The sequence below is a fragment of the Bacillus sp. FJAT-29790 genome, assembly GCF_019039215.1.
Lineage (GTDB): Bacteria > Bacillota > Bacilli > Bacillales > Cytobacillaceae > Cytobacillus.
In genome coordinates, this window is the sequence record NZ_JAHNZZ010000003.1 from 101,574 (window position 1) to 119,813 (window position 18,240).

Here is an 18,240-nt window from a genome sequence, read left to right on the forward strand (position 1 = left end):
CATTTGACTAATTTTGAATCAAAATGGCTTGAAATATAAGTGAAGAGATCATGAATGAAAGGCAATCAGTGAATCGCCGATTGGTTTCATTCCTTTCTGACCTCTTCCCTTATACTTTAAGACATAAAAATTCTAATATTTACACGCTCATGTTTCATTTGTGATAACTCTAGACCTGGTGAGACAATACCGAAATCTTCTTCATCCAACTGTTGAATAGCTGAAACAGCACTAGCTAATACATCCTGAAATTCGTGAATGACTTGCTGCCCGGCTGTCTGGCCTAAAGGAATGGCACGTACTCCATTTTGAACAAGGCTTGTAATAGCTGAATACAAATAATATAAAGTCGCAGTTGATGTATCTACACCCAGTTCATACGCTAACATTGTGAAAACAATAGCTGGATGTCCAAAGGATTGCTTATCGTTAATTCTTTGCTTATATAATGAGATGGAAGGAATCTGATACAAGTTCTCCACTATATTAAGCATCGTTCTGCCAATTCTCTGTGTACCTTCTCTTGATTCACGCGGCAAATTTTGTACGATTAGCATACGATCCAGCTTCCAAATTTTTTCGTAATCATTGTTTTCCAATGCTTCGTAAACAAGACGACAAGCAAGCCCATCTGTATAGACGAGCTGCTCATTCAAATAGATACGGAGCCATTCAAAGAATGATTTTTTGTCATGTACTTTATTTTCTTGGATATAGCTCTCAAGACCAAAAGAATGACTAAATGCTCCGGTTGGAAGGTTAGAGTCGCAAAACTGAAATAAAGCAAGAGTTTTATTCACCATGACTATGCCCTATATGACGGAATGCCTGCCTAACTTTCCTGTCTTCCCGTTTATAAGGGATTTGCAATTCTTGCAGCAGTTCTTCGACAAGATAATCATACTGAACAAGCATTTCACTCTCTTCAAATTGGGCAGGAAGATGGCGGTTCCCTAATTGATGCGCAATAGTCCCCATTTCATGGAGGCTGCGTGGGCTGATGACGATCAAATCATCAGCCAACACATCGATCATAATTAAATTTTTCTCATCCATGAATAAAATATCGCCAGCCAATAGGTCACGTTGTTCTTTTAAACGAATGCCAATTTCATGGCCATGGTCTGTTTTCACCCGTTGAATTCTTTTTACTAAAAGGGCGCTTTCGAGATAAACTTTTTCGATATGGCGTTTCTCGATCTCTGCTTTATCCATATCAGCAATATTCGCTACTACTTTTTCGATAATCAATGGTTTCACCTCAGAATAGGAAGTATCTTTGTCCCATAGGTACTACATCTACAGGGTCACAAGTTAGTAACTCCCCGTTTACTCTCACCTCATATGTTTGAGGATCTACTGTGATTTCAGGAGTTTCTGCGTTTAATTTCATATCTTTCTTCGTTAAAGTACGAATTCCTTTAACAGGTAGAACGATTTTATCTAGTCCAAGTTTCTCTTGAATACCAGCATCATAAGCAGCTTGAGATACAAATGTAATTGAACTGTTAGCAATCCCTTTTCCTACTGCTCCATACATTGGACGATAAATAATTGGTTGCGGAGTAGGGATTGTTGCGTTTGCATCTCCCATTAAACTTTGAACAACAATACCATTTTTCATAACTAGTTCAGGTTTTACGCCAAAGAATCTTGGTGACCAAAGAACAAGGTCAGCATATTTCCCAACTTCGATAGATCCAATATAATCGCCCATTCCTTGAGCAATTGCTGGGTTGATCGTATATTTTGCTACATAGCGTTTTACACGATTATTGTCAGATAGCGCGCTATCGCCTTCCATTGTTCCTCTTTGTTTTTTCATTTTATCGGCTACTTGCCAAGTACGAGTAACAACTTCACCAATACGTCCCATCGCTTGTGAATCCGAGCTTACGATACTGAAAATTCCCATATCTTGAAGAATATCTTCTGCTGCGATTGTTTCTTTTCTAATCCGCGAATCAGCAAACGCAATGTCTTCAGGAACAGATGGATTTAAATGGTGACAAACCATAAGCATGTCTAAGTGCTCGTCAACTGTATTCACTGTATATGGAAGCGTCGGGTTTGTTGATGCTGGAAGCACATTCATATAGCCTGCAGATTTAATTAAATCAGGAGCATGTCCTCCGCCAGCACCTTCCGTATGGTACATATGAATAACTCGATCATTGATGGCAGCCATTGTATTTTCAAGGAATCCACCTTCATTTAATGTGTCAGCATGCAGGGCAACTTGTACATCATATTTATCAGCAACTCTTAGTGAATGATCAATAGATGAAGCCGTTGCTCCCCAGTCTTCATGCACTTTTACACCAATTGCACCAGCTCTAATTTGTTCTGCGATTGGTTCTTCTGCTGCAGCATGACCTTTTCCGATAAGACCAACGTTAATTGCGAATCCTTCTACAGATTGAAGCATGCGGTGGATATTCCACTCTCCTGGCGTAACTGTTGTTGCTTTAGAAGCTGCTGAAGGACCTGTTCCCCCACCAACTAAAGTTGTTAATCCAGCTGTAAGTGCTACATCAACTTGAGCAGGGTTACAGAAGTGAACGTGCGTATCAACCCCACCAGCAGTAAGGATCAGACCTTCTCCAGCAATAATATCTGTTGCTGCACCGATAACAATGGTTACACCATTTTGAACTAATGGATTTCCAGCTTTACCGATAGCAAAGATTTTCCCATCACGAAGAGCAACGTCAGCTTTGTAAATTCCAGTGTAGTCTAGAACAATGACGTTTGTAATTACCGTATCAGGTACATCGTCTCCGCGAGTGATTAATGGATGTTGTCCCATTCCTTCACGAATAACTTTTCCGCCGCCAAAAACTACTTCTTCACCATATGTTGTATAGTCTTTCTCAATCTCAATGATTAAGTCAGTATCCGCTAAGCGGACTGAATCTCCAGTTGTTGGTCCAAACATTTGTGCATATTGTTTTTTTGGCATTTTAAAGCTCATCGATCTAACCCTCTTTCTACAGATCCATCGGTTTTGTTATTAAGTCCATAAACCTTCTGCTCTCCAGCAATCATTATTAATTCGATTTCTTTTTCATCACCTGGTTCGAAACGAACAGCCGCACCAGCTGGAACATTTAAACGTTTTCCAAAAGCCTCTGATCTTTCAAATTGAAGCGCTTCATTTACTTCAAAAAAGTGAAAATGAGAACCAACCTGAATTGGACGATCTCCTACGTTCTTTACAGCTAGTTTAAAAACTTCTTTACCCTCATTAATAATAATGTCTCCGTCTTTTACAAAATATTGACCCGGTTCCATTTATGTATACCTCCTTAATAGTAGTTAGAGTTAGCCTTGTTCACTTAATGTCATTATTGATTTCTCCGATAGCTCTATGACATAAGCAAATACAAGGTAAATTTGACATAATTCAGATACTCCCTGATTGTTCTAAATAATTGTACTCATTCCCAATTAACAAGATTCTCTTATCGAACTGGATTATGAACAGTTACTAATTTCGTACCGTCAGGAAACGTTGCTTCTACTTGAATATCATCAATCATCTCTGGAATACCATCCATAACATCTTCACGAGATAAAATTGTAGCACCATATTCCATTAGATCTGCTACTGTTCTTCCATCACGTGCACCCTCAATTACTTCATATGTTATTAATGCTACCGTTTCAGGATAGTTTAACTTCAAACCTCGTTCTTTTCTTCTTTTAGCTAGATCTGCTGCAACCACAATTAATAGTTTATCGGTCTCACGCGGCAATAATTGCATAATAATACCTCCTCATTTTTATATAATTTCCCCAAAAAACGAAATACTACTAGTTAAATCAAGAAGTAAAGATATTTTGGGCATTCAGAGCTCTATAACATTATCTCTACGCTATTCATTTTTATACTTAATCAAGAAATTTTTATGACAAAAAGAGAACAACTTTAGGTCATTTTTCATTTTCAGACAAAACTCGACAAATATCTCTGTCGATTACGTAGAGTAAATATTATTTATAAAAAAGATAATAATGAAATACAGCTTATATATCAACTAAAACACTATGTTTATGTTTAAAAATGTGAACTTTTTTTGAAGGAAGTTTTTTGACAATCGCTGTCGATCCTTGTCGAATTTTACAAACCGGACAAAAAAGTGCTAAAATAAAAACCTAATAAAATGGGAACACTAAAATTGTTTTGATGATATAACTTTTTTAAAATTTTAATGAAGAGACAAAGCAGTAAAAAGGTGGGGTTCAGATGGAAAAAAACAGGAACTATACAAAAGAGGCACTTTGGCCTTTCCTCCTAGCATCTTTGAAGGGAATCTCACAAGTAATATTGATTGAAAATGCGGTCACTGGTTTGATTATATTACTTGCTATATCAATCGTTTCTATTCCCACAGGAATAATTACATTAGCTTCATCTATGATTGGTACTTTAATTGGGAAAGTGGGGAAGGCTGATGAAACTATTGTAAGTCAAGGGATATTCGGTTATAACTCCGTCTTAGCAGGATTAGCCTTATCATTGTTATTAATGGGCAGCCATCGATGGTCAGTCGCTTTAGCAGGGGCAGCACTCGTCGCTATATTTACTGCTGCATGTATGCATTTGATGAAAAGCTTCAAACTTCCTGTTCTTACATTCCCTTACATTATCATGACATGGTTTCTTTTAATTGATTCTTATCGCTTGACATTTTTTAAATTGAGCCCTGAACTTGCTCCCCTTATTTTATCTGAATGGTCAATAGATACAGCGGGGACTCTCGAATGGACAAACGGATTTTTTCGTTCATTCGCCCAAGTATTTTTCCAAGAGGATGTTCTTTCAGGGATTTTGATTTTGATCGGAGTTTTTTGGGCTGGGTGGAGGTTTGGACTTTATGCCGTCTTAGGTGCAGTCGTTGCTATTTTGACAACCTTATCACTTGGAGGTGAAATATCGTTAATTAATTGGGGACTTTACGGATACAATGCCATTCTTACTATTATCGCAGTAGGAATGATTTTTGACGCCGAAAGTCGCTTTGCACCATTGACAGGGATTATCGCCGCTGCTATTAGTGTCATCATTACTGCAAGCTTAGATACTTGGTTGTTGCCTTTTGGACTTCCTGTTTTAACTATGCCTTTTGTTCTTACCACATGGCTGTTTCTTGGCGCAAGGAAGGTATTAAGTGGATTTTAAAATGTTGCTTTCTAAGCCTAAAACAACAATTTATACGAAAACAGCTTAATAATATTTCATTAAAAAAGCATCCCGTTTTAAAATCGACGGGATGCTTTTTTATTATATCAATGCTCTAAATGATCTGATAATAAGTCATGTACCCTCGATTCAACATCTTCTAGATGCCCTTCTTCCAGTTGCCGCTTTGGATGTGGATGAAACCAATGAATTTCTCCTTCATGGAAAAGACCTTGGAATTCATTGCCTTGAACGTTTAATGTAAATTGGTGTCGCTCATGAAATTGATCTTCAAACAATGGTTTTACTTCAAAATTGTCAAACAATTGTATTTGGTGTTCATCCATTAATTCATGAATCTTTGATTCAACTGCTTTAAGATGTTCTTCTTTCAATTGCTGCTTTGGGTGTGGATGTAACCAATGAATTTCCCCATCATGGTAAAGACCCTGATACTCATCCTCTTGAATGTTTAGTGAAAATTGGTGTCGCGCATGAATTTGGCCTTCGAACAATGGTTTTACTTCAAAGTTCTCCACCTTTTGTACTTGTTGTTCTTCCATTAATTCATGGACCTTTGATTCAACTGCTTTGAAATGCTCATCTTCAAGATGCTTCTGAGGATGCGGGTGAAACCAATGAATTTCTCCTTCGTGGAAAAGGCCTTGAAATTCATTTCCTTCAATATTTAGAGTAAATTGGTGACGCTCATGAAATTGGTCTTCAAACAAAGGTTTTACTTCAAAATTATCAAACATTAGGGAGCCTCCTTACATGATTACTTCAATTATTTTTCCCGAAATACCAATAAATATGTTTCTTCTTATACAAGATTTTTAAAGAATAAATCATTCGCTTAAGATTCGCATAGAGCTTTGATCATGGTATAAATAACCATGGTTGTCAGACAAAAAAACAGCCATTCTAAAAAGTAGAATCGCTGTTTTTGACCAAAGGTTTATTAGACAATCGTGAAAGCTCCAAATGGATTTTTACTTCTCAAATATCACATTTGAAAGAAGCCGGAAAAGATAATCGGTATGGTCACGGAAACCTGCCTCTAGACCAATTAAAGTTACATCCTTATCATGTTCCCTCACCATGACTGCTTGTCCCTGGGCAGCTGTCCGATTTCTCCAGTGTCCTGCCACGAAAAAGTCCGGAGAGTCTGCGAATGTTGCTAAGATCACATCATTATCTGCACCGGTATACCAGGTTGGGCGGTAAACAAATCCAAGGTCATCCTGATCATACCCTCCTGTAGCACCCATACCCAAATAATTTACTTTTACAATCCCATTGCTATTAGAACCGCCTACATTAATGGTGACATCAGTCAGACCAAGAGTCTTTGTTGCTCTAGAAGCACCAGCTCCTATAGCAATATATTTTCCGCCTTGATTGATATAGCTTGTTACATTCGATTTAAATGCATTTAATTGCGCTGTATTTTGCAGACCAAATTCTTTGTTTGCATCACTCAAGTTCGTGGAAATTAAGCTTTCAGAGCCACTGTATACAAAAACATCAAAATTACTTAGCCCATTCTCAGCCACTTCGGATGGAGTAAGTTCCGTTACTCCGAAGCCAAGTCTTTTAAGGGCCAGCTTAGTTCCGGCATGTGATTGAACTTTCCCCATGCCTCCATCTTTTAAAATCGCCACATTTACAGTTTTAATTACCGTCGCTTCTGCAGATACTTTTCCAGATTCAATATGCAGACCTGAAGCCTTCACAGCAGATGATATTGCATTTGCTGCTGAATCCGTATAAAAGTTTCCTTGCGTATCACGTTTTACAGAAACACCTTGCTGAAGAAGAGTATTAACCAATTGTACAGCTTTCACAGAACTATTAGGAATCACAAAAGGACCTTTACCAGAAATAGATCCATGTTCTGAAACTTTATTTACTTTCGAAGTAATTACATTTACTTCACTTTGGACTGCGATTGCCTCAAATCCCCAAAGCTCAGGCAAGCTCCAAGCAGAAATATCATACATGGCAGCAATGTCATTAGATATGTCCTCTCCGTCCCATAACATCGTATTGGCGAGACCAGCTTTGGCTTGATCCATTTTTACAATATACGTTCCCTTTGGATAGGACTTGCCTTCTGCTTCAAATGCTTTCGAAGCTTGTACGACTTCAATATCATTGGTCATTAAATGATTAACAGCCTTGTTTGTAACGGTTGGATCTTTCGGATCAACCGGAAGGATATAGGCATTAGGGAAGAACCCTTCTTGATGGAACGGATGATCAAAATTAATTCCTCGTTTGAACATTTCGATTTGATCAGTAATCATTTCCTCCTTATTTTCAGTCGCGAATTTCAAGGCTCCCATGATAGCATCATACATCCAACGGACACCGTCGAGATCATTGGTCGGTGTCTCTAGCGTATGCCCGTAAGCTCCATGGTACATCGCATACATTGGAGTGAAGATAGGCGGATAATCATCCCATCCATCAGAATCATCACGCTGCGGTATGTAAGTTCCTTTCATATTCTGATATAAGCTTCCTGTATAGTCTCCTTTATTTCCCATGATTTCTGCTTCCATTGCTTCCGCTTGTTTGAAGGCCCATTTATTATAAAGGTCGTATTCATAATTGGGATTATGCGGTGGCGTACATGGCTCAATTAATCCCTGTTGATTTGGCGCATAATTTTTCACATATCCATGTGTGTCCAGAAACACCATCGGATTCCATTCTTTAAGGAGGTCAACTGTTTCTCTTGTCTCAGGCTGAGATTGTGTGATAAAATCACGATTCAAATCAATTCCTTCGCCGTTGAAGCGAGTGGCATCAATCCGGCCGTCAGGATTTTGCACAACGTTAAAGATCAAGATATTATTTTTTAATATCTCCTTTGTTTCTTGATCTTCCTGTGTGGCAAAACGCTCAATTAACTGCATAACAGCATCACTGCCGACGAACTCTGTTCCATGAATTGAGCCATTTATCATAATCGGCACTTTAAAGTCTGGATTGTTCGCAATAAAATCCTGTGCTTTTTGCGGGTTTTTGAACATCTGCTTTCTTAATGCCTGGAACTTCCCATACTTCCCCTGCGTTGAAGGGTCCGCAATTGTAACTACATATAGAGGATGGCCTTGAGCCGATTTCCCTCTCACTTCTACCTTTACCCTGTTTGATTGTTTCTCAATTTGAGCCAATTTGGGCCCTATTTGAGAGAATTTCATAAAGTCATAGTTTTCGCTATTAAACTTGCTTTCATCCTGTTCTTCATAAACATTCACATTTATCCATTTATTAGATTCCGCCTGAACAGCTGTCCAAGGGGTAGACGCTAATATACCGACTGCAAGAATACTTGAAATTGCTCTTTTTTTGTTCATCTAAATACCTCCTTGTATTAAAAACATAGATTAATATTGGATTGTTTGGAATTTTTTGTAATTCCTGCTAGTTTGCTAGATTCAGTACATTTCTAGTTGTTGCTGAAGAAACACTCCTTCCAAAACAAATGGGATTGTTAGGGCAGAAGACAGTAATATCTTTAATGTTGTTTTTTCATTGATTTCCCCCTAAATATAATATTGTAGACTCCCTTAAAATTCATTATATTTCAAATAGGCAAAAAATTCGGTAGCCGAAAGACTCATTTTCTTTTCCTATGAATGCATCTAAAGTAATCCATTGGTGGAATTCGGTAAGGTAAATGGAATTGTATTTATTAATAGGAAATAAAATAGGAAGAAGATTTTAATGCAGGAAAAGCTAGGATATCGCTCTTATTTCTAGAGGAGAAAGGATATCTTTTAAAACGGAAGGCGTAAAACAGATATTTAAGCAGACTAGTGGAACTACTTCTACAATCCCTCTCTGTATTTTTTTTAGCTTTATTTATGAAACCCCATCATTTCGTCAATAATTAAGAAAGAGGAAGCGCCTACGGGATAAAAGAGCTTATTCCAAAAAGGGTTTGTTATTTCCCTAAAGGGAGAAGGAGCTAGATCTAGACAACCGTCTAACGAGAGAATCAATTTCAGGGGTGTAACGTGTGCCACATAATTTATTTGCAAGCTTCATTCGATTACCGCTAGTTTTTAGGGTCCTTATTATTTCACTTATTATGATTTTTTCATTTGGATTGATTGTTCATTTATTGGAGCCCGAGCAATTCACCACTTGGTTCGAAGGAATTTGGTGGGCTGTCATCACTGCAGCAACGGTTGGATATGGCGATTTTGCTCCGAAAACTTTTTTAGGGAGATTAGCCGGAATCGCATTAGTTCTAACCGGAGCAGGCTTTTTAGCCACATATTTCGTGACCCTCGCTACTGTCGCCGTAACGAAGCAAAACGATTTTCTAGAAGGGAAGGTTGCATTCAAAGGAAAAAATCACCTTATTGTCATTGGCTGGAATGAACGTTCACGTGAAATCCTCCATACACTCAGCAAAAAGGATAAGGCAATATCAATCACGTTAATTGATGAAACACTTGAAACGAATCCTTTGCCAAATAAGAATGTCCATTTTATTCAAGGGCGCTCCAATCTAGATCACATTCTCATCAAAGCAAATATTTTTGATGCGAGCAAAGTAATTATTACCGCAGATCCAAACAAAGGTGAACTCCAAGCTGACATGGGCTCCATTTTAACGTTATTAGCTATCAAGGGATTAAATCCAGGGGTACAATGTATCGTTGAAATCTTAACTTCTGAACAAGTCGCCAATGCCAAAAGAGCAGGAGCCGATGAAATTGTGCAAACGAATATCCTGACAAGTTTTATCATGATTAATAGCATTTCATCACAGGAATTAGTTACATCTTTTTTAGATTTATTAGGTCAGCTTGATAAACGGAATTTAACCTTTAAGCCGGCTGATCCCGAAATTACCGGTCTGCCATTTTTGGAACTAAGCCAGCTACTTATGAATGAAGGAATTCTATTATTGGGCATAAAAAGAGAAGAAGGAACATTTCTGAATCCTCCTCATCCATTTAATATCGAGCATCATGATCAACTGATTGTCATCATGAATTAGGAACATCTTTATGTTAAGAATCGACAGTACTTTGCAATGAACACCAAAAACGTAAAAAGGAGTGTTCGCCATATTGACGAATACTCCTTTCTAGTTATTTAAGTCTTTTTTCAAGCTCTGCTTTCTTCTCTTCGAATCCTGGTTTGCCTAGAAGTGCAAACATGTTCACTTTATATGCTTCGACACCAGGCTGATCGAATGGATTAACACCTAACAAGTATCCGCTCATTGCACATGCTTTTTCAAAGAAATAGGCAAGGTAGCCAAATGTATAAGCATCTAATTTAGGTATGGATACAATCAGGTTTGGCACTCCGCCATCTGTATGAGCAAGCATCGTGCCTTCGAATGCTTTATTATTAACAAAATCTACTGTTTCACCAGCTAAATAATTTAATCCGTCAAGGTCATTTTCTGCTTTTTCAATCGTCAATTCATGGCGTGATTCTTCCACTTTAATAATCGTTTCGAATAAGTCACGGCGTCCCTCTTGAACGTATTGACCTAGAGAGTGAAGATCAGTCGAGAAATTGGCAGATGAAGGGAAAATTCCCTTTTGGTCTTTCCCTTCACTTTCACCAAATAATTGCTTCCACCATTCAGCAAAGTATTGAAGTCCCGGCTCATAGTTAATTAGCATTTCAATCGTTTTGCCTTTGTTGTATAAAACATTGCGCACAGCCGCATATTGATAAGCAGCATTTTCGTGAAGTTCTGATTTGCTGAAATCTTCACGTGCCTTAGCTGCACCTTTCATCATTGCTTCAATATCAGCACCGCTGACAGCAATCGGCAATAAACCTACCGCTGTTAAAACAGAATAGCGTCCGCCAACATCATCTGGGATCACAAAAGACTCATAGCCTTCATCAGTAGCTAATGTTTTTAATGCGCCTCTTGCTTTATCTGTTGTCGTATAAATGCGTCCCTTTGCCTCTTCTTTTCCATACTTTTCTTCTAAAAGCTTGCGGAAGATCCGGAAAGCGATGGCTGGCTCTGTCGTTGTCCCTGATTTGGAAATGACATTGATCGAGAAATCCTTCCCATCAAGCAGGTCCATCACATCTTTCATATAAGTGGAGCTAATATTATTTCCGACAAATAAAACTTGCGGCGTACTGCGCTTTTCTTTAGGTAGGGCATTATAAAAACTATGACCTAGCATTTCTATAGCTGCACGGGCTCCTAAATATGACCCGCCAATTCCAATGACCAGTAATACATCAGAATCACTCTTTATCTTCTCTGCCGATTTTTGAATGCGAGAAAATTCGTCTTTATCATAATCAACCGGTAAGTCAATCCAACCTAAAAAGTCATTTCCTGCGCCTGTTTGTTCATGTAAGGAATGGTGTGCCACCTTTACTGCATCTTGCAAATATGTAAGTTCATGTTCACCAAAGAATGGAAGCGCTTTTGAGTAATCAAAACGAATATGTGTCATGCATGATCCTCCGTTTGCCTATTTTTTAATGAAGCTATCCAGCGACGCGCAGATTTGATGTTGCTGTATCTTACTGATAGAAGCTTCACTTTATACCACTCTACCGAATGGTGTTGCCAAAATCAAGAAAACCATATAATGAAAGCGGGTACAAATTCGAGGTTTTTTGCGGGGCAAAAAAATGCTGTGATTAGAGTGAATTTCATTGATAAGAGCTTATTTCACAAACAAACTTCTAAAAACTAAAAACCCTCGCAAGGCGAGGGCTTCCTTAAGATGATATTTCATGCTATTAGTCAAGATCAATGGAGAAATACTGCATTGCATTGTTGTACGAAATATCCTGCACCATTTGACCGATAAACGCATAGTCCCTTGGCAGTTCTCCGTCTTCAATCCATTTTCCTAGCATCTGACACAGAATTCTTCGGAAATATTCATGTCTTGTGTAGGAAAGGAAGCTGCGCGAATCTGTAAGCATTCCAACGAATTGGCTTAATAATCCTGCATTAGCTAGTTCCTTCATTTGCCTAATCATTCCATCTTTCGTATCATTATACCACCAGCCAGATCCAAACTGAATTTTCCCCTTCATCTCGCTTGATTGGAAATTTCCGATCGTACTGGCAATTACTTCATTATGAATCGGATTTAACGTATAAATGATCGTTCTCGGTAAGGAACTGTTGCTCTCAAGGCTGTCCAAAAACTTGTTTAACGGACGTGCCAGTTCAAAATCATTGATCGAATCAAATCCAGCATCAGGACCTAATAGCTCAAACTTCCGTGTGTTATTATTACGAATTGGCCCAATATGTAACTGCATCGCCCAGCCATATTTATGGTATAACTCACCTAAGAACTGCATCGTGAATGTTTTATGCTTATCCTCATCCATTTTTGTTACTATTTCTCCGTTAAGAGCCTTTTGGAAAATCCCTTTCACTTCCTCCTTGGAAGCTTCATTATATGGCAAGTATTCGAAGCCATGATCCGAAACTCGACAGCCGCGCTCATTAAAATAGTCTACTCTACTTTCCAAAGCCTTTAAAAAGTCTTCAAAGCAGTTGATTTCAATATTTGCAGCCTTTGCAAGTTTTTGAATATAATCCCTGAAACTAGGCTTCGAAATATCAAGTCCTTTATCCGGACGGAAAGTAGGGAGTACTTTAGCCTCCACATTGTTAGTAGATGCAATCTTTACATGATGTTCTAATGTATCGATAGGATCATCTGTTGTACAAATCACTTTTACATTGCTCTCTTTAATTAAGTTTACAGCGGAAAAAGCAGGTGATTTTACAACCTCGTTACAGTGATCCCATAACTCTTCCCAATTCTCTTCCTTTACCGCCTTGTCGTATTGGAAATATCGATTAAGTTCAAGATGTGACCAATGATACAAAGGGTTTCCCATTGTATAAGGAACGGTTTTTATCCATGCATGAAATTTTTCTTTATCCGGTGCATCTCCAGTAATCAATCTTTCCTCGATTCCGAAAGCCCTCATTGCCCGCCATTTATAATGGTCCCCGCCAAGCCATACGTCCGTAATATTAGTAAAACGATGATCTTCAGCAATTTCCTTTGGATTTAAATGACAGTGGTAATCATATAATGGCATTTCTTTCGCGTAATCATGATATAAAACCTTCGCACTTTCCGTGTTTAATAAGAAATCTTCATTCATAAATTTCACTGTTGCACCTCCGTGAATTGTTAATTTAAGTTCAATATCCCTAATTAATAGGATAGCTGTTCCTAATAACTACCGGCTTTATTTTCGTCCCAAACATTCTCATACTTATATCCAGTAAGCGCCTCAACGACTTCTTTCGTTTTTGGATCAACATCTTGTTTGGAGCCGTTATTTTTCAAGCGCTCAATTTCACTTACTAAGATAGCATGTGTTTGTTTATTTAATTTGAATGTGAAGGCAATGAGTAATGCAATAAGAAGTAACGCAATTGTTCCAATCACTAACGTATAGACGATCGTTTGGATCGCTTCTGGTGACTGGGTTGTTGCACCCTTTTCAAATCCACCCCACTCTAATAGAAGTCCAACAATGAATGTTGCAACTGCGACGGAAGTTTTTCTAAAAAATGTCATAACTGCCGCAAAGAGACCTTCTCGTCTTTCTTTAGTAACAATTTCATCCACATCTGGAATAAAAGGATACACATTCCATGGAGTAAACTCCAACATACTTCTACCAATTTGATAAATTCCAGCGATCACAAATAAAGTAATGACCATTGAGCTCGGTTGAATCAAATAAACAGCCCAAAATCCTAACAAACAAACAATCATTGTAGAATAAGCGATTTTAAATAAATTTCCAGGACCGATTTTAGCAAACAAAAATCCAGATACGATGGTCGTAGGTATACCGATAATACTTAATGAAAGTAAATTCGCACCAAGAGTCGTTGAAGTATTTAATGCGAACACACAGAAGAAGATGAACACTGCATTATATACATCTTTTGCTGTAAATGAGAAAATATAAATGGCTAAATGCTTTCGGAAACTTTTGATTTTAAATGTTGATACATACCCACGCAATACTTCTGTAATGGATTTGACTGTGCCGCCAAAACCTTTATGTTCATTTGCTTTGGCCAATAATGCTTTCTCCTCTTCAGGAGTAAGCTTGTCTTCCCAAGTTGATTTATAAGAAATAAACACACAGATCGCAAATAACACCGCAAAAAATGCGCCATTAATAAAGTAAGCATACGCATTGTCTTGTCCAAATGCTGCAATTAATTGGCCTGGAATAAAAGTAGCTAAAAATGTACCTGTGGCAGAAAGAAACATTCTTGCAGTTGACATTTTCGTTCTTTCATTAAAATCTTTTGTCATTTCAGATGGCAATGTTTCCCACGGAATTAAAACCATCGCCGCAACAATTTCAAATAGTAAATAGGTTCCTAGATAATACCAGTAATTCATTCCTGTAAACCACAGTAATACATAAGTAAGCATTAAAGGTGAACCAATTAATAAGAAAAATCGACGTCTACCAAATTTTCTTCCTAATTTATTTTTGAAAAAATTATCTGTTAACCCACCGATAAACAAACTAATGACTGCATCTACAATACGAGCAATAGCAATAATAGAAGCTGCTTCAACTGGTGATAGACCAACAAAAGTCGTATAGAAAAATAGTAGCCAAGCTCCGATAACGGTGAACGCCCCACCGCCCATAATGTCTGTTAATCCAAACCCTATACTAGTGCGAAGTGTAATTTTCTTATCTCTCTTTGCCATGATTTAATCCCTTCTTTATCAAAATTACTTTTAAAATCGATACCTAAAACGCTTACACAAATCCTCGGAAATTACTGTATTTCGATGAAAAATTAAAACCCGCCGTAAATTTTGTTGATCATTTTCATAAAAAATCTTTTAATCAAATTCGCCTTGGCGTATTTGCGCCCAGATTTTTATCGAGCTTGCTCGATAAATTCCTTTAAAAAATCTGAGGCATCCGCCGGAGGTTTAACTTTATTCAGCCAAGGCTTGAACCCCCACTAAATTGGATACCTATTTGCATTCATCTCGCAACTTATAGAAGTGAAAAACTTCTGGTGAATAAAGTTAAACAAATTATTATTTTATGAATATGTTAATGATGTTCCTACCAAGAGTAAAAAGAAGACGTATAACCTTAATATTTACTAGCAATCGCTTTCATTTCACTAAAAATTGATCCTTTTATGATATCCCCTTTCTCCGTTACAAAATAACAACGTTATTATTATTAATTTTCATATTACTATACTCGTTAAAAAACTTCAATATCTTTATAATAATCTATTAATATCAGAGATAAAAACCTTAATACCTTTCATATTAATCATTATTCATGGACAAATTCACCTTTTTTATTTTCTTCTTTTTGTTTTTATAATAACGTTGTTAAAATGTTATAATAGAATTAATCAAAAAAACTAAAATATTAGGTGAACAAGAATGACAATAACTATTAAGGATATCGCTCACAAGGCTGGGGTCAGCTATTCAACCGTTTCTAAAGCGTTAAATGACAGTCCTCTTGTCAAACCGGAAACGAAAAATAAAATCATCAAGATCGCTAAAGAAATGGGCTATGAACCAAACTACGCAGCCCAACGGCTCGTATCAAAGCAATCAAGGGTGATTGGCGTTATTTGGCCTACTTTAGAACGGATCGCACCTTCTTCATTAGTAACGAAAATAAACGAGGAAATAAGCAAACACTCGTATTCTATGATTCTATCAATAGATTCTATTAAAACCTCCATTGAATTATTCAAACGTTTTCAAGTCGATGGAGTAATCGTTTTTGACGAACACAACCAGGAAATGCTTAAATATTTATCCACTTTTCTTCCAACTGTTACCTATGGGGTCAGTAAAGATAAGGCTTACCCTGTAATTGATGTAAATTATCAGGAGGCTATGAATATCGCCGTTGAATACTTATTTCATCTTGGTCATGAGAAAATCTCTTTCGTAGGTGACTTTTCTCCCATTGATGATCGGCAAATTGAAAAATATTACGGATTTCAAAAGGCGATGAGTAAGTTCGGTCTTCCTATCACTAGCCATAATTTGATAAACACAACTGGCCTAGGTTGGTATGACGGCTATACGGCAACAAACAAGATCTTGAACTCTTCCTTTAAGCCTACTGCCATTATCGGTTCAAGTTTTGATATTAGCGCTGGTGTCGTTCGTGCATTAAGGGATGCAAACTATATCATCCCAAAAGACATTTCTGTGATTAGTTATGATAATATACCTCAGATGGCAAATATGGAAATTCCATTGACAAGCGTCGGAGTTCCAGTTGCGGAAATGGCTCATCATATGGTGCATACATTACTTGCGTATATAGAAGACAAACATTCGGTTCCACTTGCCCAAACGTTAACACCCACTTTTACTGAACGTAACTCTTGTGCGCAAGCGAATATTATTACAGGTAAGTAATCTTATCTTAACGAGCGATATTTCTTAGCTAAAGCTGATTCGCAATGTTGAATCAGTTTTTGTTTTTCTAGGTTCGAATTATATGTAGCAGGAGACTATTATGATATTCTTGTACAACTTACTATTTCTATGTTTTTTTATTAATCTAATCATTGACTCAGCATCATTGTCTTATGTAATTGGGATATTAGCGTTATTTGCTTGGCTTTTTTCGATCAAAGGAGCATCACGGTTATTTAAAGTAATCAGCATTCTCTTTATCATTGTTGGAGTTTTTATTTTTTTCGGACAGCAGCGGTCATTTACTGAAATACCGCTTTATATGACTTCAACGATCTCGTTGCTTGCTGTATTTTTTGTCCTTCCCTTTATTAATAGCATTATTATCGTTGGTCGATACGACCAACAGGTGAATAAACTATTTAAAGTACGAATCCAACATTTAGGGCAATTATTTGGGCGAACTTCATTTGCAGCTTTTGTATTAGGCGGATTTTTAAATATAGCTACTCTCCCCCTCATTAAAGCAGTTGTGGACAAAAGTTTAGTTGGACAAAAAGAAACACTTAAACATAAATTTATCTCACAAGCCATGCTTAGGGGGTACACGTTGAGCCTTGTCTTAAGCCCAATGGAACTCCTTGTCGTATTAACAATAGAGTATACACATGTTTCCTATTTAACATTTCTGCCATGGCTAGTCGTTTTTACAGGGCTCTTATTTATTTTCAATTGGATAATCGGATTTAAATCGTATCAACGCTTTCCTTTGGAGAAAACAGAAGGTACAGAAGATTTGAATGGGGAAATGAATGCTGAAACAAAAAGGTTCATGATTCGAAAGATCAGCTCCTTGCTGCTTTATTTGTTACTTTTTATGTTGGCCATTATTCTAATCAATAAGACACTGAGTTTAGGTTTTATGCAGACGATCGCCATTATTATTATTCCATTTTCGTTCCTTTGGGCTATATCGATTAAACGGCTTAAGTCGTATATCACCTATTCCTTGCCGTTATGGAAAAATCGGACATTGGGTTTAAAAGACAATATGGCTCTTTTCCTTGCTGTCGGATTCTTTACAAGTAATTTAAATGATTCTATTTTTATGAGCTATATTCAGGAACCTTTTAGCATCTTAACTGAAACGCCGATTCTTTTGTTCGTGTGCATTCAATTTCTATTTCTTGGGCTTACGATGATCGGGTTCCACCCATTAGTAACAATGAGTATTCTCGGTGGCGTAATTGATCCAATTATTCACACATTGAATCCAGTTAGTATAGGGATCGTTATGATTTCCTCGGCCCTATCAACCGTTATGTCCGGTCCTTTTAACATATCTGTATCATTAACAGCGACACTCTTAAATAATATTAATTCATATAAAATATCATTTTGGAATTTGGGCTTTGCCCTATTATTTAGCAGTATCGGAACAATTATTGCTATTTGCCTGTTATGACATAGATTATGGCTCTTTTCGCATATATTGTTGTTTTTAGCCTTGAAATTTTGCCCGTTGATTTCCGCTACAGGCACTTGCTTTCCGCGGGGAGGGACGGGAGCCTCCTCGGCGTTACCGCCTGTGGGGTCTCC

14 protein-coding genes are annotated in these 18,240 nt (G+C 37.4%); 4 read left to right on the forward strand and 10 right to left on the reverse strand.

Annotated elements, in window-relative coordinates; genetic code table 11:
* Nucleotides 1–116: 116 nt before the first annotated feature.
* From BGM26_RS17225 to BGM26_RS17245, 5 genes are all read right to left on the reverse strand, one after another.
* Nucleotides 117–803 (reverse strand): urease accessory protein UreF, encoded by a 687-nt coding sequence (locus BGM26_RS17225; protein ID WP_217041385.1) that lies wholly within the window; start codon nt 801–803, stop codon nt 117–119.
* Nucleotides 793–1,251 (reverse strand): urease accessory protein UreE, encoded by a 459-nt coding sequence (gene ureE / locus BGM26_RS17230; protein WP_217041387.1) that lies wholly within the window; start codon nt 1,249–1,251, stop codon nt 793–795. Before ureE ends, BGM26_RS17225 begins: the two co-directional genes overlap by 11 nt.
* A 10-nt stretch (nt 1,252–1,261) precedes the next feature.
* Entirely contained in the window at nt 1,262–2,974 is a 1,713-nt protein-coding gene (ureC, locus tag BGM26_RS17235; protein WP_217041389.1) for an urease subunit alpha, read from the reverse strand.
* Complete coding sequence (ureB, locus tag BGM26_RS17240; protein WP_217041391.1) at nt 2,971–3,294, reverse strand: urease subunit beta; 324 nt, start codon at nt 3,292–3,294, stop codon at nt 2,971–2,973. The genes ureC and ureB overlap by 4 nt, the downstream gene beginning before the upstream one ends.
* 170 nt (nt 3,295–3,464) lie before the next feature.
* Nucleotides 3,465–3,767, reverse strand: coding sequence for an urease subunit gamma (locus BGM26_RS17245; RefSeq protein ID WP_217041393.1), 303 nt, complete (start codon nt 3,765–3,767; stop codon nt 3,465–3,467).
* A gap of 482 nt (nt 3,768–4,249) precedes the next feature.
* Here BGM26_RS17245 and BGM26_RS17250 point away from each other — a divergent pair, with 482 nt between their 5' ends.
* Nucleotides 4,250–5,185, forward strand: a complete 936-nt coding sequence (locus tag BGM26_RS17250; RefSeq protein WP_217041394.1) for an urea transporter — start codon at nt 4,250–4,252, stop codon at nt 5,183–5,185.
* Nucleotides 5,186–5,292: 107 nt separating this feature from the next.
* On the opposite strand, the gene BGM26_RS21595 is transcribed toward BGM26_RS17250, so the two are convergent.
* Both BGM26_RS21595 and BGM26_RS17270 read right to left on the reverse strand, forming a co-directional pair.
* Nucleotides 5,293–5,943, reverse strand: coding sequence for a DUF5342 family protein (locus tag BGM26_RS21595; RefSeq protein ID WP_254119679.1), 651 nt, complete (start codon nt 5,941–5,943; stop codon nt 5,293–5,295).
* Nucleotides 5,944–6,177: 234 nt separating this feature from the next.
* Nucleotides 6,178–8,553, reverse strand: coding sequence for a M14 family zinc carboxypeptidase (locus tag BGM26_RS17270; protein WP_217041396.1), 2,376 nt, complete (start codon nt 8,551–8,553; stop codon nt 6,178–6,180).
* A gap of 665 nt (nt 8,554–9,218) precedes the next feature.
* Between BGM26_RS17270 and BGM26_RS17275 the strand changes: the two genes are divergently transcribed.
* A complete protein-coding gene (locus BGM26_RS17275; RefSeq protein WP_217041399.1) occupies nt 9,219–10,211 on the forward strand; it encodes a potassium channel family protein in 993 nt (330 codons plus the stop codon).
* A 94-nt stretch (nt 10,212–10,305) separates the two neighbouring features.
* Here BGM26_RS17275 and BGM26_RS17280 read toward each other — a convergent pair whose 3' ends face one another.
* From BGM26_RS17280 to BGM26_RS17290, 3 genes are all read right to left on the reverse strand, one after another.
* Complete coding sequence (locus BGM26_RS17280) at nt 10,306–11,655, reverse strand: glucose-6-phosphate isomerase (RefSeq protein WP_217041404.1); 1,350 nt, start codon at nt 11,653–11,655, stop codon at nt 10,306–10,308.
* Nucleotides 11,656–11,947: 292 nt separating this feature from the next.
* Nucleotides 11,948–13,345 (reverse strand): glucuronate isomerase, encoded by a 1,398-nt coding sequence (uxaC, locus tag BGM26_RS17285; protein WP_217041790.1) that lies wholly within the window; start codon nt 13,343–13,345, stop codon nt 11,948–11,950.
* Nucleotides 13,346–13,416: 71 nt separating this feature from the next.
* A complete protein-coding gene (locus tag BGM26_RS17290; RefSeq protein ID WP_217041405.1) occupies nt 13,417–14,934 on the reverse strand; it encodes an MFS transporter in 1,518 nt (505 codons plus the stop codon).
* 705 nt (nt 14,935–15,639) lie between these two features.
* On the opposite strand from BGM26_RS17290, the gene BGM26_RS17295 reads away from it, so the two are divergent.
* Nucleotides 15,640–16,641 (forward strand): LacI family DNA-binding transcriptional regulator, encoded by a 1,002-nt coding sequence (locus BGM26_RS17295; protein ID WP_217041406.1) that lies wholly within the window; start codon nt 15,640–15,642, stop codon nt 16,639–16,641.
* A 100-nt stretch (nt 16,642–16,741) separates the two neighbouring features.
* Nucleotides 16,742–18,106 carry a hypothetical protein gene (locus tag BGM26_RS17300; protein WP_217041407.1) on the forward strand — a complete coding sequence of 455 codons (1,365 nt, stop codon included), beginning with the start codon at nt 16,742–16,744 and terminating at the stop codon, nt 18,104–18,106.
* The last annotated feature ends 134 nt before the right edge of the window (nt 18,107–18,240 follow it).

Coding starts and splice junctions, on each gene's coding strand:
- BGM26_RS17225 (WP_217041385.1), bottom strand. CDS start 803: ATGGTGAATAAAACTCTTGCTTTATTTCAGTTTTGCGACTCTAACCTT.
- ureC (WP_217041389.1), bottom strand. CDS start 2,974: ATGAGCTTTAAAATGCCAAAAAAACAATATGCACAAATGTTTGGACCA.
- ureB (WP_217041391.1), bottom strand. CDS start 3,294: ATGGAACCGGGTCAATATTTTGTAAAAGACGGAGACATTATTATTAAT.
- BGM26_RS17245 (WP_217041393.1), bottom strand. CDS start 3,767: ATGCAATTATTGCCGCGTGAGACCGATAAACTATTAATTGTGGTTGCA.
- BGM26_RS17250 (WP_217041394.1), top strand. CDS start 4,250: ATGGAAAAAAACAGGAACTATACAAAAGAGGCACTTTGGCCTTTCCTC.
- BGM26_RS21595 (WP_254119679.1), bottom strand. CDS start 5,943: ATGTTTGATAATTTTGAAGTAAAACCTTTGTTTGAAGACCAATTTCAT.
- BGM26_RS17270 (WP_217041396.1), bottom strand. CDS start 8,553: ATGAACAAAAAAAGAGCAATTTCAAGTATTCTTGCAGTCGGTATATTA.
- BGM26_RS17280 (WP_217041404.1), bottom strand. CDS start 11,655: ATGACACATATTCGTTTTGATTACTCAAAAGCGCTTCCATTCTTTGGT.
- uxaC (WP_217041790.1), bottom strand. CDS start 13,345: ATGAATGAAGATTTCTTATTAAACACGGAAAGTGCGAAGGTTTTATAT.
- BGM26_RS17290 (WP_217041405.1), bottom strand. CDS start 14,934: ATGGCAAAGAGAGATAAGAAAATTACACTTCGCACTAGTATAGGGTTT.
- BGM26_RS17295 (WP_217041406.1), top strand. CDS start 15,640: ATGACAATAACTATTAAGGATATCGCTCACAAGGCTGGGGTCAGCTAT.
- BGM26_RS17300 (WP_217041407.1), top strand. CDS start 16,742: ATGATATTCTTGTACAACTTACTATTTCTATGTTTTTTTATTAATCTA.